Source organism: Mesorhizobium sp. M0870 (assembly GCF_040319775.1).
GTDB lineage: Bacteria > Pseudomonadota > Alphaproteobacteria > Rhizobiales > Rhizobiaceae > Mesorhizobium.
Genome location: NZ_JAMYOI010000007.1, coordinates 152,290 through 170,985, shown reverse-complemented (window position 1 = coordinate 170,985; position 18,696 = coordinate 152,290). Strand labels below are relative to the sequence as shown.

The following is an 18,696-nucleotide window of genomic DNA, read 5'->3' as shown; positions in this document are numbered from 1 at the left end:
CGCAATCCCTACCAGAGGAATCAGGTGTCTGCTTCATCCTCTGAACTGGCCGGATAATCCTGTCCGCCGTAGAGCACACGCAGGATGACCACGGTGTCACCGTTGACCCGGAAAACGATAAATACGCGGCGTTCAAAACCGACGATGCGGACGCCGGGGCCAACAGCGTCGCGCACGGTCCCGCGCTCCGGGAAGGTGGACAGCGCCATACACGCGGCCTCTATGCGGTTGACATAGTCGCCGGCACGCCGATTCCCGCTGTCGTTTTCGATGTAATTGTAGATGGCGAAGAGGTCGGCTTGAGCCGCTGGCCTGAAGACGACCTTATGCGTCACGCTTAGAGGCCTTCATGCGGTCCGCATGATGGGCGCGCAACGCTTTGAAGACGTCTTCTGCCGGGATGTCCGGACGCGGGTCGTCAAGGGCTTCCTGGACCTTGGCGTGCATAACAGCGGTGATGATCTGCTCCTCGCGATCGAGGGCGCGTAGCGCCGCGCGCATGACTTCGCTGGCGGAATCGTAGGCGCCCGAGGCCAGACGTGCGTCGACGCTGCTCTGCTGGCGGCCGAGGGTCACGGTGATTGGTTTGCTGGTTCTCATGGCAAGTTCGTTTCTTGCCTCCTTATAGCACCGCAACGTTACAGTGTCATACTATTTTCTGAACGGACGGTCGAGTCTCGGCCCCTCGTGAGCCGGACGTTTGTTGCCTCAAGCAGCCAGCTTGGTCCGCGCCGGCAGGAACGGAATCCGGCGGCGCCTCACGACTGGCGCAAGGTCGAACACGCCGCGATAAAGGCGGTCGAGCAACGCCTTGCGGTCGCGCAATGGCTCCAGTTCGCTCCAGCTCAGCATCTTGCCGACACGCACGTCGATCGCCTTGCCGGACAACCGCGCGAATTCGTGGATGAGCAGCGACGTGCGCAATGTCACCGAGGCCTTGCCGATGAATTTCGCCACCCGGCCGTCGCTCTCAGCCATGTTCATCGGGCCGCTGACCAGATGGAACAGCCTGCCGTTCTGCCCGGAAAAATGCATCGGGATGACCGACGCTTTGGCCTCCTGGACGAGACGGGCCGGAAACATCTTCCACGGCAGGTCGCGCGCCCGGCCAAAACCTTTTGGCGCGGTGGCGACACCGCCGGCCGGAAACACCACGATGGTGACGCCCTCCTTCAGCAGCCGCACCGCTTCATGGCGCACGGCCATGTTGTTCTTCAGCGCGTCCTTGGTCTCGGAAAAGTCGATCGGCAGCGAGTAGGGCTCCATCTCGCGGATCTTGAGCAGGTCCTTGTGGATCATCACCCGGAACGGCCGTCCGAGCTGCTCGGCCAGCGACAGCACGGCAATGCCGTCACCGATGCCGAACGGATGATTGGCGACGATCACCAGCGGCGTATCAGGCAATTGCGCTGGCGGCCACTGATCTGCCGTCCGCACGCGGACGTCGATCAGGTCGAGCATGCGGCTGAACACACGCTCGCCGGTCGGCACGACCTGGCGGCGCCAAAAATCGTAAAGCGCGGTGTAGCGGTCGCGGCCCGACAGGCCTTCGATCGAATGGATGAACCAGCGCGTCAGCGCCGGCTGGCGCGGATTGGCATAGGAAAGCTCGGGAAAGGGTCGTTCGCGCGATTTCAGCTTGAGCATAGGGGTTCGTTACAAGGTCGGCGTGACAAGGATATGAAAATGGCGGTGGATCGCTCCACCGCCATTTGGCCGAAAAACTATGCCGATCAGGCAGCGCGTTTGCGCCTGCGGTCGGGCGTGACGGCTTCTTCGGTCAATTGCGCGATCGCCTGGTCAAGGCCAAGCGATTCCTGGTCGCGTGAGCCCAGCCGGCGCATGTTGACCGTCTGCTCTTCCGCCTCGCGCTTGCCGCAGACGAGGATGACCGGAACCTTGGCCAGCGAGTGTTCGCGGACCTTGTAGTTGATCTTCTCGTTGCGCAAATCCGCTTCCGCCAACAGCCCGGCGGCCTTCAGCTTTGCCACCACTTCGGTCGCATAGCCGTCGGCATCCGAGGTGATCGTCGCCACCACCACCTGCAGCGGCGCGAACCACAGCGGGAAATGGCCGGAATAGTTCTCGATCAGGATGCCGAGGAAGCGCTCCATCGAACCGCAGATGGCGCGGTGCACCATCACAGGCTGCTTCTTCTCGGAATCGGAGCCGATATAGAAGGCGCCGAACCGTTCCGGCAGGTTGAAGTCGACCTGCGTCGTGCCGCACTGCCATTCGCGGCCGATAGCATCCTTGAGCACATATTCGAATTTCGGTCCGTAGAAGGCGCCTTCGCCCGGATTGATCGAGGTTTTGATGCGATTGCCGGATCGTGTCCTGATCGTCTCCAGCACGCTGCCCATGATTGCTTCGGCGTGATCCCAGGCTTCGTCGGTGCCGACGCGTTTGTCGGGCCGCGTCGAAAGCTTGACGCTGATTTCGTCAAAACCGAAATCAGCATAGGTCGACAGGATCAGGTCGTTGATGCGCAGGCACTCCGCGGCCAGCTGCTCCTCGGTGCAGAAGATGTGCGCATCGTCCTGCGTGAAGCCGCGCACACGCATCAGCCCGTGCAGCGCGCCCGACGGCTCGTAGCGATGCACATTGCCGAATTCCGCAAGTTTTACGGGTAGATCGCGATAGGACTTCAACCCATGCTTGAAAATCTGCACATGGCCCGGACAGTTCATCGGCTTCAACGCGAAGACCCGGTCGTCATCGGTGTCGTCGCCGGCGACCGTCACCTTGAACATGGCGTCGCGATACCAGCCCCAATGGCCTGACGTCTCCCACAGGCTCTTATCGAGCACCTGCGGCGCGTTGACCTCCTGATAGCCCTGCTCGTCGAGGCGGCGGCGCATGTAGTTGACCAGGTTCTGGAACATCTTCCAGCCCTTGGCATGCCAGAAGACGACGCCCGGTCCCTCTTCCTGGAAATGGAACAGGTCCATCTCACGGCCGATCTTCCTGTGGTCGCGCTTCTCGGCCTCCTCAAGCATCATCTGGTAGGCTTCGAGCTGCGCCTGGTCGGCCCAGGCCGTGCCGTAGATGCGGGTCAGCATCGGGTTGTTCGAATCCCCGCGCCAATAGGCGCCGGCCACCTTCATGAGTTTGAAGGCATTGCCGATCTGCCCGGTCGAGGCCATGTGCGGGCCACGGCAGAGGTCGAACCAGTCGCCCTGCGCATAGATCTTGAGATCCTGATCCTCAGGAATGGCGTCGATCAGCTCCAGCTTGTAGCGCTCGCCCTTGTCGGCAAAGACTTTTTTCGCCCTGTCGCGCGACCAGACTTCCCTGGTGAACGGCTTGTTGCGCGCGATGATCTCGCGCATCTTCTTCTCAATCACCGGAAAATCGTCAGGCGTGAACGGCTCGTTACGGGCGAAGTCGTAGTAGAACCCGTTCTCGATCACCGGCCCGATGGTCACCTGCGTTCCCGGCCACAATTCCTGCACGGCTTCCGCCAGCACATGGGCCGCGTCATGGCGGATCAGCTCCAGCGCGCGCGGGTCGTCGCGGGTGACGATCTCGACCTTGCCGGACTTGCCGAGCGGATCGCTGAGATCGCGAACCGTGCCGTCGATCGCATAGGCGACCGCCTTCTTGGCCAGCGATTTCGAGATCGATTCGGCGAGGCCGGCACCGGTCATCGCCGCGTCGTATTCGCGGACGGAGCCATCGGGAAATGTCAGGGAAACGGAATTCAGCATATATATCTCCTATCCAGTCCCGCAAACGAGCGCGGGTGGTTGAAATGCATGTCGCCCAAAAGTGTATGGCGGTTTTGGGTTACGATATGCATAGGGAAAAGCCGGATGCGTCCGGCAGCGGCTGTCTTTTATGGACAGATTCCGCCTCCGTAAAGCCCGGCTCAAATGTCAGCGTTCATTTGATGAGGAGCGGCAGGTCCTTCAGGAACGCGGCGCGGGTCTTGAGGCCCTTGGGCATGTCGGTGCGGTTGGTGTCGGCGACAAGCCGCGCAAAGACGATCTGGCGGCCATCCTTTTGCGCCCAGCCGACGAACCAGCCGAGCGAACGCTTGTCCTGAACCTTGTCGACGTCGTTGCGCAGCCTGGTGCTTCCGGTCTTGCCTTGCACCGTCCAGCCTCCGGCCTGGAAGGTCGGGATGATGGCTGATGTCATGTCGTAAGCCCTGGCCGAGACAGGCAGCTTGCGGGCCAGCAGCTTGCGCAGGAATTCGACCTGCTCGACCGGCGTGATCTTGAGCGAGGAATTCACCCAGGACTTGGTCAAACCATCATTCTTGCCGGGATTGCCGGAAACATCGGCGTTGCCGTAGTCGAATTTCGAGACATAACCGGCAAAACTCTCAGACCCAAGCCGGCGGGTGATTTCCCGGGAAAACCACAGGATCGAATCCCGCTCCCAGACCACCGGATCGACGGTCTTCTGATCCCGCTTCACCGCGTTGAATTCAGGCTTGTAATCCCAGCTCGGCGTGTGCTCGTCGCTCAGGATCCCGCTGTCATAGCCGATCAGCGACAACGGCACCTTGAACGTCGAAGCCGGGCTGAACCGCTCGTCGCACACCCCGTCCTGATAGAGCGCCTTGCCGCTCGCCGCATCGGCGATCACCGTGCACTGCACATCCCCCAGCGGCGCCGATTGCGCGCGCAGCGGAAATCCCAGCAGCCAGGCGAGCAGGAACAGTATCCCGGCAAAGATGAAGGGAAGACGGTCGAAATTGCGCATTTTCTGCTCGCTCCAGAAGGGGGTTCGGGAGCGGCTTAGCGAGGTCTCTTGTCTCGATTTTGTCTCAAATGCGCAGTCTTTGTGCAGGCTGTTGTTAACCCTACCGGATCGTAAACGGGCAGAGCCGGCGGGACCTGACTGACGCGATCACCCCTGCGCTTCGCCGCGCTTGCTGCCGATCCGCCAGTACCGCCATGGCGTGAACCAGACATAACGATCCTCCAGCACCTCCGGCACGAGGTCTATGCCATGCGTGCCGAATGGCCCGCAGCGCAGCATTCGGAAAAATCCCATCCAACCGCCCGCCCACAGGCCATGGCGGGCGATCGCCTCATGGGCATATTCCGAACAGGTCGGCAGATGCCGGCAGGAATTGCCGACAAAGCCCGACAATGTCAGCTGGTAGAGGCGCACGAGCGACGTGCCGAGGAGACGGCCCGGCGTCTTGCGCCATGGACCGGGCCAGTTACGGCCGCGTTTCGGCGGCCGGGCGATATGCGCATGCCCATGCTGGTCGCGCACCACAGTCTCCGTTTCGCGTTTCCCACGCGATAGATGTGGACTTCTACTGGAGAACGCAATCCCCGCGCCCTGCATGGCCCCACCGTCACGGACGGAAACGACGAAACGGCTGCCAGTCAGCCGAAGCCACCCACCGGCCACGACTGGTCGGCTCTTCGTAACGCTTTTCATGCTGTCTTCTGTCACGCCATTGAAACGTTGCGATCCGCATGACATCGCCAAAGATGCTCAGCAACTGGATCATGGTCGGTCTCCTTTGATGCGATTAGACGGCCGCTGGCCTTCGCCTTCAAACGAGTATAATTTCCACTTCGGATAATCCTGGGTTATGCGAATGAAGCGCGGGCGCCTGCCGCTGACGGCATTGAGGAGCTTCGAGGCGGCGGGCCGGCATCTGAGCTTCAGCCGGGCCGCCGAGGAGCTTTTCGTCTCGCAGGCAGCGATCAGCCGGCAGATCCGCGAGCTCGAGATATTCCTGCGCCAGCCCTTGTTCGAACGTCACCATCGTCGCGTCGAACTGACCGACACCGGCCGGCGTCTGCTGGATCAGCTCGTCAGAAGTTTCGACGCCATCGATACCTTGCTTGGAGAACTGGTGGCGACACCGGCGCAGTCCGTGGTCCGTGTCAGCGTCGAGCCATCGCTTGCATCCGTGTGGCTGGTGCCACGGCTCAACCGGTTTCGCCAATTGCGGCCTGACATCGACATCTCGCTCGAGGTCGACCCAAGGCTGATCGAGTTCCGCAGCGATCAGCCGGAGCTTGCCTTGCGCTTCAGCGCACATGCCACCGCGTGGCCGCGCAGCGAAGCCGAGCAACTTGCTTCGATAGTCGACTCACCTGTTCTATCGCCGGCGCTGCTTGCCTCGGGCCCCGCCCTCGAGAAGCCGATCGATCTTGGTCGCTACACGCTTTTGCACGAGGAGAACCGCCAGGGCTGGGCGCGCTGGTTCGAAGCGGCCGGCGTGCCCGCCGACGCCGTGCCGGCGCGCGGGCCGATGCTGGCGGATGCGTCGCTTTCAAAGCAGGCCGCCTTGCTCGGACATGGCGTTGCACTGGGCGATCTCTTGCAGATCGGCGGAGAAATCGCGTCCGGCGCGCTGGTCAAGCCGTTCGACATCGACGTCGCATCCGGCGCCTATTGGCTGGTGGCCAGAAGCTTGCGCGATCTGTCGGAGCCGGCCGCCGCGTTCGCGGACTGGGTACGCGGCGAATTTGCCGAAAGCAGACGTGCATTGTAAACGGTCGGTTGCCGGCCCTCAGGCTTCGGCGCGCTTCTCGATCTGGCCGATGGCGTCGACCACGGCGTCGAAAGTCAGCATGGTCGAGGCATGACGGGCCTTGTAATCGCGCACCGGCTCCAGATATTTGAGGTCCGCGAAGCGACCGTCCGGCGGGGCGCCATTTTCCTTGAGCATCTTCAGCATGGTGTCGCGCACCGCGCGCAATTCCTCGGCGCTCGCGCCGACGACATGTTGCGCCATGATCGATGACGACGCCTGGCCGAGCGCGCAGGCCTTCACATCATGGGCAAAGTCCGTGACCACGCCGTCCTGCATCTTGAGGTCGACGGTGACCGTGGAACCGCATAGCTTGGAGTGCGCCTTGGCGGTTGCGTCAGGATGATCGAGCCGGCCGATGCGGCCAATGTTCCCGGCAAAACCGAGAATTTTCGCGTTGTAGACCTCGTTTATCATTATTTTCCAATCCGTCGCCGCCAAGCGAACAGCGATTGCCGCTGTCGTGTCTTCCTTTCGCTCGCTATGACCTTATATAATGGTGGCAGTCCGGTATCGACAAGAAGACGAAAGCCAATGTCCTTGCCGGGAAGTTCACGCCGCTTACGGGGCTGGAAACGGGGCGAGTTTCCGACACCGAAAGGTCGTGGTCCGTTCAACTCGTTCCTCCGCCGAGAGGGACTACGGGAGACGCCTTTATGGATGCCGTCATCAAGAAGCTCATGCCACAGTCAGCCTATATGGAAAAGCCGGTCACCGACCGGCCGAGCGAAGCCGAAGTCGAAGCCGCCGTGCGCACGCTTTTGCGCTGGACCGGCGACAATCCGGACCGCGAAGGGCTGGTCGACACTCCGAAGCGGGTGGCAAAGGCCTACCGCGAAATGTTCGGCGGCTATGACATGTGCCCGGCCGACGAGCTCGGCCGCACCTTCGAGGAGGTCGCCGGCTACGATGATCTGGTCATCGTCAAGGACATAACATTCCATTCACATTGCGAGCACCATATGGTGCCGATCATCGGCAAGGCGCATGTCGGCTATCTTCCGGACGGCAAGGTCGTCGGCCTGTCCAAGATCGCCCGCGTCGTCGATATCTTCGCCCACCGCCTGCAGACCCAGGAGGCGCTGACGGCGCAGATCGCCGGCGTCATCCAGGACGTGCTCAATCCGCGCGGCGTCGCCGTCATGATCGAGGCCGAGCACATGTGCATGGCCATGCGCGGCATCCGCAAGCAGGGTTCAACCACGCTGACCTCGACCTTCACCGGCGTTTTCAAGGACACGCCCGAAGAGCAGGTCCGTTTCGTCACCATGGTGCGCGGCGGCGGGGTCTGATCGGCCCTCGCCGGCCATCAAAACAAGGACCGGCGATGTCGGCACTGGAATTTCCAAAAGCTCCGTCAGACAAGAAAGCGCTTGAGGAAGGCGCGGTGTTTTCGCCGCGCTTCGATGCAGCCGGGCTGGTCACGGTCATCGTGACAGACGCCGCGGACGGCATGCTGTTGATGGTTGCGCATATGAATGCGCAAGCACTGGCACTGACACTGGAGACCGGCATAGCCCACTACTGGTCGCGCTCGCGCGACGAACTTTGGAAAAAGGGCGAAACATCAGGCAATTTTCAGCATGTCGTCGAGATGCTCACGGATTGTGACCAGGATGCCATATGGTTGCGCGTCAAAGTGTTGGGCCACGACGCAACCTGTCACACTGGCCGGCGTTCATGCTTTTATCGGACGGTGGGGCTGATCGATGGCAAGGGGACGCTTGCCGACGACGGCAGCAAGCCGCTGTTCGATGCGGAAAAAACGTATCGGAAACCACTAGCTTGAACCTTCTGCCTGACACCGACCACACAGATTCATCATTTCGATACGGCCCGCTCGTATAGTAGCCGTGGGACAAGGGAGATCATGATGCTCGAGTGGGCGTCATTGCGTAACAGACCAGATGTCAGGGAGGCCAACGGCCTGTCCTCGTCAGGCGGCGCGTCCGAAACGAACTCCCAGAAGAAAACAGGCATTTCGCTCGCCTTGGGTGGCGGTTGCGCCCGCGGCTGGGCGCATATAGGCGTGCTGCGCGCGCTCGACGAAGCCGGCATCGAAGTATCGATGATCGCCGGCACCTCGATCGGCGCGCTGGTCGGCGGCTGCTATCTCGCCGGTAAACTGGACGAACTGGAAGAATTCGCCCGCAGCCTGACCAAGCGCCGCATCTTCGGCCTGCTCGATCTCAATTTGCGCGGCAGCGGCCTGTTCGGCGGCATGAAGCTCGATGCAAGGCTGCGCGAGCACATGGCCGGCATTCGTTTCGAGGACCTGACCAAGCCGTTCGTGGCGGTCACCTCCGAAATCCGCACCGGCCACGAAATCTGGCTGTCGAGCGGCTCATTGATCACCGCCATGCGCGCCTCCTATGCGCTTCCCGGCGTGTTCGAGCCGGTGAATTGCAATGGCCGCGTGCTGGTCGACGGCGCGCTGGTCAACCCCGTACCGGTTTCGGTCTGCCGCGCGTACGAGCAGCCGCTCGTCGTGGCGGTCAACCTTCACTATGATCTGTTCGGCCGTGCCGCGGTGATAAAACACAGCGCCGGCGAACTGGTCATCGAAAAGGACGCACCAAGGCCCGGCAAGGTCGACGCCGAGCACCAGTCGCATCAGACGCGGCTCGGCATTACCGGCGTCATGGTCGAGGCCTTCAACATCATCCAGGACCGCATTTCGCGTGCCAGGCTTGCCGGCGACCCGCCCGATATGTCGCTGCAGCCGAAGCTCAGCCATATCGGCCTGACCGAGTTCCACCGCGCCGACGAGGCGATCAACATCGGCTATCAGGCGACGATGGCCCAGATCGGCGAGTTGACCCGGCTGCAGACCGTTCTCGCCTGATCAAAACCTACGCACGCGCCGCATCGGTGATGCGAAACTGCACGGTGCGGTTGCCGTTCCAGTAATTTCCCGACAGCGAACCGGCGACGTGGATCGTCTTGCCCCGGTTCTTGAACAGAAATTCGCCAAGCGCGGTATCGACGGCGCGAAAGGCGATCGCCTGGATGCGGCCGCCGCTTTCCGATTGCAGCTCCACGCGGATGTGGTTGGTGCCGACCGGCCGCGCATCGGCTAGTCGGTGGCGCGGCAGCGCGAAAACGGGGGCAGCGTGCCCGGCACCGAAGGGTCCGGCCTTCTCCAGCGCATCGAGCAGGCTGAGCGTCGCGCCTTCAGCGGCAAGCGCACCGTCTATGGCCAGGCTTTCCTCGCCCTGCAGGCGGAACACGTCGGCTGCCGCCCGCTCTTCGAAAAACGCCCTGAGCTCACCAAGCTTCGCCCGCTCCACGGTGATGCCCGCCGCCATGCCATGGCCACCGCCCTTGACGATCAGCCCCGCAACGGCCGCCTCGCGCACCAGCCGGCCGAGGTCGAAACCCGAGACCGAGCGGCCCGAACCGGTGCCGATGCCCACAGTGTTGAAGGCGATGGCGAAGGCCGGCCGGCGGGCGTGGTCCTTCAATCGCGAAGCGAGCAGGCCGACAATACCCGGATGCCAGCTGTTGTTGGCGGTGACGACGATAGCCGGGCCATTGCCGCCGGCAAGCTCTGCATCGGCCTCGGCGCGCGCCGCCGCGAGCATCTCCTGCTCCATCAACTGCCGTTCCTGGTTGAGCCGGTCGAGCGTCTCGGCAATGGTGCGCGCCTCGACCGGGTCGTCGGTCGCAAGCAGCCGGCTGCCAAGTGCGGCATCGCCGATGCGTCCGCCGGCATTGATGCGCGGCCCGATCAGATAGGCCAGATGGAAAGTGCTGATCGGCTCGCCGATGCGCGACACCCGTGCCAGCGCCGCCAGCCCTTCGTTCTTCTGCTGGCGCGCCATCTGCAGCCCTTTGACCACGAAGGCTCGGTTGACGCCGGTCAGCGGCACCACGTCACAGACTGTGGCCAAGGCGACGATATCAAGCAGCGAAAGCAGGTCCGGCGGTGTGGCATCGGCCATGCGGCCGCGCAGGATTCTCGCCGTCTGCACTAGGGCGAGGAAGACCACACCGGCGGCACAGAGATGGCCTTGCCCGGAAAGGTCGTCCTCGCGATTGGGATTGACCACGGCAATTGCCGCCGGCAAGGCACCGCCGACCTGATGGTGGTCGAGCACCACGACATCGGCCCCGGCCTCGTTGGCGGCATCGACTGAAACGGCGCTGTTGGTGCCGCAATCGACGGTGACGATCAGTGTCGCGCCGCGCGAAACCAGTTCGCGCATGGCCTCGGGATTGGGACCATAGCCCTCGAAGATGCGATCCGGGATATAGATTTCCGACGGCACCGAGAAATGCGCGAGGAACCGCTTCAGCAAGGCCGACGAGGCGGCGCCGTCGACATCATAGTCGCCGAAGATCGCCACCTTTTCCCTGGCCATTACTGCGGCGGCGATGCGGGCCGCCGCCCTGTCCATGTCGGTCAGCGATGCCGGATCCGGCAGAAGATCGCGGATCGTCGGGTCGAGAAACCGCTCGGTCTGTTCGGCGGTGACACCACGGCCGGCAAGCACCCGCGCGACGATGTCGGGCACGCCATGGCCTTGCGCGATGGCGAGCGCAATCATGTCCTGGCGTTCTGTCAGCCGATGTTCCCAGGAAACCCCTGATACCGACTGCCTGACATCGAGGAAGAGGCGTTTTTCGCCGGTCATACGCTTTGCCAACTCATCGTTGGCCGCACGACAATGCATGCCGCCCATAAGTGCGCAGCGGTTTTGAGGCCACGACCTGCATTGGCAACAATTTCAAGCGCGTCACGTTCACGCGACGCTCTATAGGCCAAAGGCGGGCAAAGCCATGCGATTCACGGGTGTGCGCCGTCCCGGAATAGGTCAAGAAAACTGCGCTTTCCGCTTTTCAGCCTGTCGCCTAAGCCATTCGTCGGCCGCATCGCCCATCGTCTTTTCCACACCGTCCTTGAGCCAGGCCATGAAAGGCCGGTCGAACATGAATGCGTTGCCGCATTCCCGGATGAGAAAGCGACGCACATTCTGGGTGTTGCGATAGGACTTTGTGATGGCGGTGGCACGCGAAATCGGATCCGCATGCCAGTCGAACGGTTTCATCGTCAAATCCCTGCAGCCATCATCGGATGCGCCCGAATGGCTAACAATTGCAAGGCGGCTTCGCAAGCGAGCGTCAGAACTTATCCAGATCCTGATGGCGGGCCTTGATCTCGCGCACCGTCCGCGACGACGAGCGCAGCACGATCGTGTGGGTGGTGATGTAATTGTGGCCGAACTTGACGCCAGCCAGCATGTTGCCGTCGGTGACACCGGTGGCCGCGAACAACACATCGCCGCGCGCCATGTCCTCCGTCCGATAGACCCGTTTCGGATTGGAAATACCCATCTTTGCCGCGCGAGCAACCTTTTCCGCCGTGTCGAGGATCAGTCTGCCCTGCATCTGGCCGCCGGTGCAGCGCAGCGCGGCAGCGGCCAGCACGCCCTCGGGTGCTCCGCCAGTGCCCAGATAAATATCGATGCCGGTTTCTTCCGGGTCCGTGGTGTGGATGACGCCGGCGACATCGCCATCGCCGATCAGCCGGATCGCGGCCCCCGTGGCGCGCACGGCATCGATCAGCTTGGCATGGCGCGGCCGGTCGAGAATGCAGGTGGTGATTTCCGATACAGCGACGCCCTTGGCCCGAGCGAGGCTGGCGATGTTCTCAGCCGCCGAGGCATCGATGTCGATGACGCCGTCCGCATAGCCCGGACCGATGGCGATCTTGTCCATGTAGACGTCGGGCGCGAACAGCAGGCTGCCCTTTTCGGCGATCGCGATGACCGCGAGTGCATTGGGCAGGTTCTTGGCGCAAATCGTCGTGCCTTCGAGCGGATCGAGCGCGATATCGACGGCCGGACCTTTGCCAGTGCCGACTTCCTCGCCGATGTAGAGCATCGGCGCCTCATCCCGTTCGCCTTCGCCGATCACCACCGTGCCCTTGATGGAAAGCCGGTTGAGCTCCTGGCGCATGGCATCCACGGCTACCTGGTCGGCCGTCTTTTCGTCGCCGCGCCCGCGCAGCCTGGCGGCCGCGACGGCGGCTCGTTCGGTGACGCGCACCAGTTCCATGGTGAGTATCCGGTCAAGGCCGGCGACGATGTTCTGGGCCACATTCATCTGGTGATTTCCTCGTTGCCAATGCGGCCCCCCGCCTGAGGCGGGCCTGTTTTGTCAAACGAGCATGACAACGGCAAGACCTGCGGAAGATTTATCGAATAGTCAGCAATATCAATCGATTAAAACGCATTTTTGAAACAAGGCCAGCCGCAATGAACCGGGCCGGCCTTGAAAGGCGAAAGTTAGACTCTTCGGCGCTAGAAAACCGCAAGATATTTGAGCAGCGAAATGATGCCGATTATGAGGACGATAACCTGCACGATCTGCCTCATCCGGCCGTCGAGCGGCAGGCGCTGAACAAGATAGAGAACGAGGATGATGACGAGGGATGTGATCAGGATGCTGATCAAGGCGGATGAAGCCACAGTGCCCTCCTTAAAAATGATGTGCTGAAACAAGGAAACGAGCCGGCAAACCCGGCCCTATCGCGCCGTGGTCAATACCAGCGGCGCGACGTATCGTTCGTCGACTGACCTATGGCAAAACCGGCCATAAAGCCGAGCAAACCGATCACGCCGACCAGGGCAGTCGTCGTACCGGGGTTTTCGCGCGCTACTTCCGAGACGGACTGAGCTTGGCTGCGCAACTGCTGTGCGGGTCGCGACGCGCGGTTCGCCGCCGTGTCGTAGAACTCGGACGCCTGTTCGCTGGCGTCATCGAGCATTTCCGCGCCCCGCGCCGAAATGCTCTTGTTGATCTTGGTGATCTCCCGGCGCAAATCGGCGATCTGCTTTTCCAGCGTCTTCTGGATGTCGTCGATATTAGGGGTGTCGGGCTTGTTGGTATCGGCCATGAAGCGGTTCCTCTGGTTGCTGACCAAGAGAACGGCGACGACACCAATTCGTTCCCGTGTGGCGGCTGTCCCCACCAGACCGGACCTCAATGCCTGCGGGATCCCTGTCCCGCAGGGGGCCTATCGGGCAAAAGCTACCCTGCCCGCTCGATGCGGATGACCTGCGGCTTGTCGGTCAGATGGCCATCCTTGGTGATGCCATCGACGGCCTTGCGCACGGCGGCCTCGGTCGTCTCGTGGGTGACGAGGATCACCGTTTTTTGTGCCGCCGCTTCGCCGTTGACCGCGTGCTGGACGATCGATTCCAGCGAAATATCGCTGTCGGCCATGCGCTTGGCTATTGCCGCGAACACACCGATGCGGTCATGCACGGTCAGCCGGATGAAGTAGCCGCCGGCATGGCTGCGCATCTGCGCCTTCTTGTAGGGTTTCAGCTCCTTCGCCGGCCGTCCGAAGACCGGACCATGCTGGAATCCTGGCCGGCTCTTGGCGATGTCGGCGATGTCGCCGATGACGGCCGAGGCGGTGGCGTTGCCGCCGGCACCGGGGCCTGATAGCAGCAGTTCGCCCAGAATGTCGGTCTCGATCGCCACCGCATTGGTGACGCCATGCACCTGCGCGATGACCGATGCGGTCGGCACCATCGTCGGATGCACGCGCTGCTCGATGCCGCTCTCGGTGCGCTGGGCGACACCCAGCAACTTGATCCGGTAGCCAAGATCGGCGGCCGCGCGGATGTCGGCCTGGGTGATGTTGGAGATGCCCTCCATGTAGATGTCATTGGCGGCGATCCTGGTGCCAAAGGCAAGGCTGGTCAGGATCGACAGCTTGTGCGCGGTGTCGTGGCCCTCGATGTCGAAGGTCGGATCGGCTTCGGCATAGCCCAGCCGCTGCGCGTCCTTCAGGCAAGCATCAAACGAGATGCCCTCGGCCTCCATGCGCGTCAGGATGTAGTTGCAGGTGCCGTTGAGGATGCCGAACACGCGGGTGACCGAATTGCCGGCCATCGCCTCGCGCATGGTCTTGATGACGGGAATGCCGCCCGCCACTGCCGCCTCGTAGTTGAGCAGCACGCCCTTCTTCTCGGCGATTTCGGCCAGCGCAACGCCATGCTTGGCCAGCAGCGCCTTGTTGGCAGTGACGACATGACGGCCGGCTTCGAGTGCCGCTTTCACCGATGAGCGCGACGGACCCTCGTCGCCGCCGATCAGTTCGACGAACACGTCGATTTCGGCGGTCTGCGCCATCTTGACCGGATCGTCGAACCACTCTGCCGAGCTGAGATCGACGCCGCGATCGCGCTTCGGGTCACGCGCCGAGATGGCGGTGACGATGACGTCGCGGCCGCACTGGCGGGTCAGTTCCACCGCCTTGTCGCGCAGCACGCGCGCCACCGACGCGCCAACGGTGCCGAGGCCGGCAATTCCAACACGCAATGCTTCAGCCATATCCGGCGACGTCCCTCAAAATTCGATCGAAATCGTCTGCGGCAAGCTTACCGATGAGCGGAGAGCGGCACGACATTGTTGGGCTGCTTGGCGCTGGTCGACAAGAAGCGCTTGATGTTGCGCGCCGCCTGCCGGATCCTGTGCTCGTTCTCGACCAGAGCGACGCGCACGAATTCGTCGCCATGCTCGCCGAAGCCAACACCCGGCGCCACGGCCACGTCGGCATGTTCGATGAGCAGCTTGGAGAATTCGAGCGAGCCGAGATGTCGGAACGGCTCCGGGATTGGCGCCCAGGCGAACATCGATGCCGCCGGTGCCGGAATGGTCCAGCCAGCGCGGCCGAAGGCATCGACCATCACGTCGCGGCGCTTGTGATAGATATCGCGCACCTCGGCGATGTCGGCGCCGTCGCCGTTGAGCGCGTGTGCCGCCGCCACCTGGATCGGCGTGAAGGCGCCGTAATCGAGGTAGGATTTCACCCGCGTCAGCGCCGAGATCAGCCGCTCGTTGCCGACGGCAAAGCCCATCCGCCAACCGGGCATGGAGAAGGTCTTCGACATGGAGGTGAATTCGACGCAAACGTCGATCGCGCCAGGCACCTGCAGCACCGAAGGCGGCGGATTGCCGTCGAAATAGATCTCCGAATAGGCAAGGTCGGACAGGATGATGATGTCGTTCTTCTTGGCGAAGGCGACCACATCCTTGTAGAAATCGAGCGAGGCGACCAGCGCCGTCGGGTTCGACGGATAGTTGAGGATCAGCGCCAGCGGCTTCGGGATCGAATGTTTGACCCCGCGCTCGAGCGCCGGGATGAAGCCGTCGTCCGGCTCCACCTGCAGCGAGCGGATGACGCCACCCGACATGATGAAGCCGAAGGCATGGATCGGATAGGTCGGGTTCGGGCACAGGATCACGTCGCCGGGCGCCGTGATCGCCTGCGCCATGTTGGCGAAGCCTTCCTTGGAGCCAAGCGTGGCCACCACTTGCGTGTCGGGGTTGAGCTTCACGCCGAAGCGCCTGCCATAGTAGGCGGCCTGGGCGCGACGCAGGCCCGGAATGCCACGCGACGAGGAATAGCGATGCGTGCGCGGGTCGCGCACGACCTCGCACAATTTGTCGACGATAGCCTTGGGCGTCGGCAGGTCCGGATTGCCCATGCCGAGGTCGATGATGTCGGCGCCACGCGATCGGGCGCTGGCCTTCAGCCGGTTGACCTGCTCGAACACGTAAGGCGGAAGCCGGCGAACCTTGTGAAATTCTTCCATGGCAGTTCCAGACAGCGAAGGGGTGTTGGGCGCGCGCTATATACTTATTTGCAGGTAGGGTCGAGGGTGGGGTCGCATTTGGCTTCGATCTGCCTCAGCGTTTCGTCGCCATGCTTCTTGGCCAGATCCGTCAGCGCCGCCTGGTTGGCGACCTTCGGGCCGCCGCCCTTTGCCGCCTGCGCATTCTCATCCGCCTTCAATTGCGCGAGCTTGGCGTTCTTCTCGGCTTCGGTGAACTGCGACGCCGCCACTTGCGGCTTGATGTTCAGGTTCGGAAAGGTGCCGGTATCCTTCGGCCCCGCACCCGCAGCGACAGGCGTCGGGCCATTCGTGTTGGTGCTCGAGCACCCGGCAATCCCGATGAGGACGATCGCCACGCCGATGCGGCAAAAACGTCCGGCACCGAAAAAAACAGTCTCGCCAATATTAATCGTCATATTGTTTCCCTGGCAGCCGAGGTAGAGCGAGATTGGCCCGGTCGGATGTCCCATGTTAATATGTCAAGAAAAGGCCTCGGGAGGAACCCCGCCAACCATGTCCAAAACACCCGATTCGGGCAAAGCGGAAGATGACGAGCCTTCGACCGTCGAGCAATATCTGGTGAAGGACCCGGAACGCTTCGCCCTGAACATGGCGCGCATGATCGAGCAGGCCGGCAAGGCAGCTTCCGCCTGGGCTGAGCCGCGCGAAAAAGGCGACGTGCGCGACCATGTCGCCGAGCCCGTTGTCGATATGGTGAAGACCTTTTCCAAGCTCAGCGAATACTGGCTTGCCGATCCGCAGCGCGCGCTGGAAGCGCAGACGCGGTTGTTCTCCGGCTATATGACGGTCTGGGCCAACGCCATTCAGCGCACCAGCAACGCCGCGCAAGACACCGAGGACGCGGTCAAGCCGGAGCGCGGGGACAAGCGCTTCCTCGACCCGGAATGGGGCCGCAATGCCTTCTTCGATTTCCTCAAGCAGGCCTATCTCGTCACCTCGCGCTGGGCGGCCGATCTGGTCGAGCACGCCGAAGGTCTGGACGAGCACACCCGCCACAAGGCCGGCTTTTACGTCAAGCAGGTGTCCAACGCCATCTCGCCGTCGAATTTCATCCTGACCAATCCGGAACTGTTCCGTGAAACCGTCGCCTCGAACGGCGAAAACCTGGTGCGCGGCATGAAGATGCTGGCCGAGGACATCGCCGCCGGCAAGGGCGACCTGAAGCTGCGGCAGGCCGACTACTCCCCCTTCGAGATCGGCAGGAACATCGCCACCACTCCCGGCAAGGTGGTCGGCCGCAGCGACGTCGCCGAAATCATCCAGTACGACCCGGCCACCGAGACGGTGCTCAAGCGGCCCCTGCTGATCTGCCCGCCATGGATCAACAAATTCTACATCCTCGATCTGAACCCGCAGAAATCCTTCATTCGCTGGGCGGTTGAACAGGGCCACACCGTGTTCGTCATCTCCTGGATCAATCCGGACGAGCGCCACGGCACCAAGAGCTGGGAAGCCTATATCCGCGAGGGTCTGCAATATGGCCTCGACACGGTCGAGAAGGCCACCGGCGAACGCGACGTCAACGCGATCGGCTATTGCGTCGGCGGCACGCTTTTGGCGGCGGCACTGGCGCTGATGGCGCAAGAGGGCGACGACCGCATAAAATCGGCTACGTTCTTCACCACGCAGGTCGACTTCACCCATGCCGGCGACCTGAAAGTGTTCGTCGACGAAGAACAGGTCGCCGCTGTGGAAAAGTCGATGAGCGAAAAAGGCTATCTCGACGGCACCAAGATGGCGACCGCCTTCAACATGCTGCGCTCAGGCGACCTGATCTGGCCCTATGTCGTCAACAACTACATGCGCGGCAAGGATCCCCTGCCCTTCGACCTGCTCTACTGGAATGCAGATTCCACCCGCATGGCGGCGGCCAATCACTCTTTCTACCTGCGCAACTGCTATCTCGAGAACAACCTTTCGCAAGGCACGATGGAACTGGCGGGCCATACGGTCTCGCTCGGCGACATCACCATCCCGGTCTACAACCTCGCCTCCAAGGAAGATCACATCGCGCCGGCGCTTTCGGTGTTCCTCGGCTCGAAATATTTCGGCGGCACAGTCGAGTATGTGATGGCCGGATCGGGCCATATCGCCGGTGTCGTCAATCCGCCGGCATCCAACAAATACCAGTATTGGACCGGGGGTATGCCGACGGGCGACTTCAGCCAGTGGATAGCCAATGCCACCGACCATCCAGGATCCTGGTGGCCGCACTGGCAAGACTGGATAGAGGCCAAGGACAACACGCGCGTGCCTGCCCGCAAACCGGGCAAGCATATGAAAACCTTGGGTGATGCTCCCGGCACCTATGTGAAAGTACGTGTGTAACGGACTGTAATGTGTGGTGAGTTGACGGACCGCCAAAAGCGGGCGAAATGGTGTCGTCAACCATCAAGCGGCCGTAATTCGGCAATCACCGCAAAAATACTTTCAGGCTTGCGGATTTGACACAGGTCTCGTTTCCGGATCGGAGACAAAGGTCACCCTGGCATCGACGCATGCGTGTGGCGCCAAGGATATACCGAC

General features: G+C 62.2%; 21 protein-coding genes. 5 read left to right on the top strand and 16 right to left on the bottom strand.

The window, feature by feature from the left end:
• Positions 1 to 20: 20 nt before the first annotated feature.
• The 7 genes from NKH97_RS11410 to NKH97_RS11380 form a co-directional block, all read right to left on the bottom strand.
• Positions 21 to 335: a type II toxin-antitoxin system RelE/ParE family toxin gene (locus tag NKH97_RS11410; protein ID WP_352440234.1), complete on the bottom strand. Its 315-nt coding sequence runs from the start codon at positions 333 to 335 to the stop codon at positions 21 to 23.
• Complete coding sequence (locus NKH97_RS11405) at positions 325 to 600, bottom strand: type II toxin-antitoxin system ParD family antitoxin (RefSeq protein WP_023810489.1); 276 nt, start codon at positions 598 to 600, stop codon at positions 325 to 327. The genes NKH97_RS11410 and NKH97_RS11405 overlap by 11 nt, the downstream gene beginning before the upstream one ends.
• Positions 601 to 708: 108 nt before the next feature.
• Positions 709 to 1,647, bottom strand: coding sequence for a lysophospholipid acyltransferase family protein (locus NKH97_RS11400; protein WP_023810488.1), 939 nt, complete (start codon positions 1,645 to 1,647; stop codon positions 709 to 711).
• A gap of 86 nt (positions 1,648 to 1,733) precedes the next feature.
• Positions 1,734 to 3,710: a threonine--tRNA ligase gene (thrS, locus tag NKH97_RS11395; RefSeq protein WP_352673713.1), complete on the bottom strand. Its 1,977-nt coding sequence runs from the start codon at positions 3,708 to 3,710 to the stop codon at positions 1,734 to 1,736.
• 175 nt (positions 3,711 to 3,885) lie between these two features.
• A complete protein-coding gene (blaOXA, locus tag NKH97_RS11390) occupies positions 3,886 to 4,713 on the bottom strand; it encodes a class D beta-lactamase (RefSeq protein WP_352796801.1) in 828 nt (275 codons plus the stop codon).
• Between the two features lie 147 nt (positions 4,714 to 4,860).
• Entirely contained in the window at positions 4,861 to 5,235 is a 375-nt protein-coding gene (gene yidD, locus NKH97_RS11385) for a membrane protein insertion efficiency factor YidD (protein ID WP_023810485.1), read from the bottom strand.
• 85 nt (positions 5,236 to 5,320) lie between these two features.
• The gene (locus tag NKH97_RS11380; RefSeq protein ID WP_081734812.1) at positions 5,321 to 5,479 is read right to left on the bottom strand and encodes a hypothetical protein; all 159 of its coding nucleotides are present in this window, start codon (positions 5,477 to 5,479) and stop codon (positions 5,321 to 5,323) included.
• 90 nt (positions 5,480 to 5,569) lie between these two features.
• Between NKH97_RS11380 and NKH97_RS11375 the strand changes: the two genes are divergently transcribed.
• Positions 5,570 to 6,475: a LysR substrate-binding domain-containing protein gene (locus tag NKH97_RS11375; protein ID WP_352552880.1), complete on the top strand. Its 906-nt coding sequence runs from the start codon at positions 5,570 to 5,572 to the stop codon at positions 6,473 to 6,475.
• 18 nt (positions 6,476 to 6,493) lie between these two features.
• Here the strand turns inward: NKH97_RS11375 and NKH97_RS11370 are convergent, their stop codons facing one another.
• Entirely contained in the window at positions 6,494 to 6,931 is a 438-nt protein-coding gene (locus NKH97_RS11370; protein ID WP_352552879.1) for an iron-sulfur cluster assembly scaffold protein, read from the bottom strand.
• Positions 6,932 to 7,170: 239 nt separating this feature from the next.
• Here NKH97_RS11370 and folE point away from each other — a divergent pair, with 239 nt between their 5' ends.
• The 3 genes from folE (at position 7,171) to NKH97_RS11355 (ending at position 9,359) form a co-directional block, all read left to right on the top strand.
• Positions 7,171 to 7,806 carry a GTP cyclohydrolase I FolE gene (gene folE / locus NKH97_RS11365; protein ID WP_023810482.1) on the top strand — a complete coding sequence of 212 codons (636 nt, stop codon included), beginning with the start codon at positions 7,171 to 7,173 and terminating at the stop codon, positions 7,804 to 7,806.
• 35 nt (positions 7,807 to 7,841) lie between these two features.
• On the top strand, positions 7,842 to 8,303 hold the full coding sequence (gene hisI / locus NKH97_RS11360) for a phosphoribosyl-AMP cyclohydrolase (RefSeq protein WP_023810481.1): 462 nt from the start codon (positions 7,842 to 7,844) through the stop codon (positions 8,301 to 8,303).
• Positions 8,304 to 8,384: 81 nt separating this feature from the next.
• Complete coding sequence (locus NKH97_RS11355; protein ID WP_352440228.1) at positions 8,385 to 9,359, top strand: patatin family protein; 975 nt, start codon at positions 8,385 to 8,387, stop codon at positions 9,357 to 9,359.
• Positions 9,360 to 9,366: 7 nt separating this feature from the next.
• Here NKH97_RS11355 and recJ read toward each other — a convergent pair whose 3' ends face one another.
• From recJ to NKH97_RS11315, 8 genes are all read right to left on the bottom strand, one after another.
• Positions 9,367 to 11,151 carry a single-stranded-DNA-specific exonuclease RecJ gene (gene recJ, locus NKH97_RS11350; RefSeq protein ID WP_352720258.1) on the bottom strand — a complete coding sequence of 595 codons (1,785 nt, stop codon included), beginning with the start codon at positions 11,149 to 11,151 and terminating at the stop codon, positions 9,367 to 9,369.
• Between the two features lie 180 nt (positions 11,152 to 11,331).
• Positions 11,332 to 11,565: a DUF6434 domain-containing protein gene (locus NKH97_RS11345; RefSeq protein WP_023810478.1), complete on the bottom strand. Its 234-nt coding sequence runs from the start codon at positions 11,563 to 11,565 to the stop codon at positions 11,332 to 11,334.
• Positions 11,566 to 11,638: 73 nt separating this feature from the next.
• Complete coding sequence (gene glpX, locus NKH97_RS11340; protein WP_352440226.1) at positions 11,639 to 12,622, bottom strand: class II fructose-bisphosphatase; 984 nt, start codon at positions 12,620 to 12,622, stop codon at positions 11,639 to 11,641.
• A 197-nt stretch (positions 12,623 to 12,819) separates the two neighbouring features.
• Entirely contained in the window at positions 12,820 to 12,987 is a 168-nt protein-coding gene (locus NKH97_RS11335; protein WP_352796793.1) for a Thivi_2564 family membrane protein, read from the bottom strand.
• 71 nt (positions 12,988 to 13,058) lie between these two features.
• Positions 13,059 to 13,415: a hypothetical protein gene (locus NKH97_RS11330; protein WP_352796791.1), complete on the bottom strand. Its 357-nt coding sequence runs from the start codon at positions 13,413 to 13,415 to the stop codon at positions 13,059 to 13,061.
• Positions 13,416 to 13,549: 134 nt separating this feature from the next.
• A complete protein-coding gene (locus NKH97_RS11325; protein WP_023810474.1) occupies positions 13,550 to 14,863 on the bottom strand; it encodes a homoserine dehydrogenase in 1,314 nt (437 codons plus the stop codon).
• A 47-nt stretch (positions 14,864 to 14,910) separates the two neighbouring features.
• A complete protein-coding gene (locus NKH97_RS11320) occupies positions 14,911 to 16,128 on the bottom strand; it encodes an LL-diaminopimelate aminotransferase (RefSeq protein ID WP_023810473.1) in 1,218 nt (405 codons plus the stop codon).
• 44 nt (positions 16,129 to 16,172) lie between these two features.
• Positions 16,173 to 16,565, bottom strand: coding sequence for a hypothetical protein (locus NKH97_RS11315; RefSeq protein WP_023810472.1), 393 nt, complete (start codon positions 16,563 to 16,565; stop codon positions 16,173 to 16,175).
• Positions 16,566 to 16,662: 97 nt separating this feature from the next.
• Between NKH97_RS11315 and phaC the strand changes: the two genes are divergently transcribed.
• Positions 16,663 to 18,498 (top strand): class I poly(R)-hydroxyalkanoic acid synthase, encoded by a 1,836-nt coding sequence (gene phaC / locus NKH97_RS11310; RefSeq protein ID WP_023810471.1) that lies wholly within the window; start codon positions 16,663 to 16,665, stop codon positions 18,496 to 18,498.
• Positions 18,499 to 18,696: the final 198 nt, after the last annotated feature.

What these genes read in the sequence shown, in the direction of transcription:
- NKH97_RS11405 (WP_023810489.1), bottom strand. Translation starts at nt 600, where the DNA reads ATGAGAACCAGCAAACCAATCACCGTGACCCTCGGCCGCCAGCAGAGC.
- NKH97_RS11400 (WP_023810488.1), bottom strand. Translation starts at nt 1,647, where the DNA reads ATGCTCAAGCTGAAATCGCGCGAACGACCCTTTCCCGAGCTTTCCTAT.
- thrS (WP_352673713.1), bottom strand. Translation starts at nt 3,710, where the DNA reads ATGCTGAATTCCGTTTCCCTGACATTTCCCGATGGCTCCGTCCGCGAA.
- blaOXA (WP_352796801.1), bottom strand. Translation starts at nt 4,713, where the DNA reads ATGCGCAATTTCGACCGTCTTCCCTTCATCTTTGCCGGGATACTGTTC.
- NKH97_RS11380 (WP_081734812.1), bottom strand. Translation starts at nt 5,479, where the DNA reads ATGATCCAGTTGCTGAGCATCTTTGGCGATGTCATGCGGATCGCAACG.
- NKH97_RS11375 (WP_352552880.1), top strand. Translation starts at nt 5,570, where the DNA reads ATGAAGCGCGGGCGCCTGCCGCTGACGGCATTGAGGAGCTTCGAGGCG.
- NKH97_RS11370 (WP_352552879.1), bottom strand. Translation starts at nt 6,931, where the DNA reads ATGATAAACGAGGTCTACAACGCGAAAATTCTCGGTTTTGCCGGGAAC.
- folE (WP_023810482.1), top strand. Translation starts at nt 7,171, where the DNA reads ATGGATGCCGTCATCAAGAAGCTCATGCCACAGTCAGCCTATATGGAA.
- hisI (WP_023810481.1), top strand. Translation starts at nt 7,842, where the DNA reads ATGTCGGCACTGGAATTTCCAAAAGCTCCGTCAGACAAGAAAGCGCTT.
- NKH97_RS11355 (WP_352440228.1), top strand. Translation starts at nt 8,385, where the DNA reads ATGATGCTCGAGTGGGCGTCATTGCGTAACAGACCAGATGTCAGGGAG.
- recJ (WP_352720258.1), bottom strand. Translation starts at nt 11,151, where the DNA reads ATGACCGGCGAAAAACGCCTCTTCCTCGATGTCAGGCAGTCGGTATCA.
- NKH97_RS11345 (WP_023810478.1), bottom strand. Translation starts at nt 11,565, where the DNA reads ATGAAACCGTTCGACTGGCATGCGGATCCGATTTCGCGTGCCACCGCC.
- glpX (WP_352440226.1), bottom strand. Translation starts at nt 12,622, where the DNA reads ATGAATGTGGCCCAGAACATCGTCGCCGGCCTTGACCGGATACTCACC.
- NKH97_RS11330 (WP_352796791.1), bottom strand. Translation starts at nt 13,415, where the DNA reads ATGGCCGATACCAACAAGCCCGACACCCCTAATATCGACGACATCCAG.
- NKH97_RS11325 (WP_023810474.1), bottom strand. Translation starts at nt 14,863, where the DNA reads ATGGCTGAAGCATTGCGTGTTGGAATTGCCGGCCTCGGCACCGTTGGC.
- NKH97_RS11320 (WP_023810473.1), bottom strand. Translation starts at nt 16,128, where the DNA reads ATGGAAGAATTTCACAAGGTTCGCCGGCTTCCGCCTTACGTGTTCGAG.
- NKH97_RS11315 (WP_023810472.1), bottom strand. Translation starts at nt 16,565, where the DNA reads ATGACGATTAATATTGGCGAGACTGTTTTTTTCGGTGCCGGACGTTTT.
- phaC (WP_023810471.1), top strand. Translation starts at nt 16,663, where the DNA reads ATGTCCAAAACACCCGATTCGGGCAAAGCGGAAGATGACGAGCCTTCG.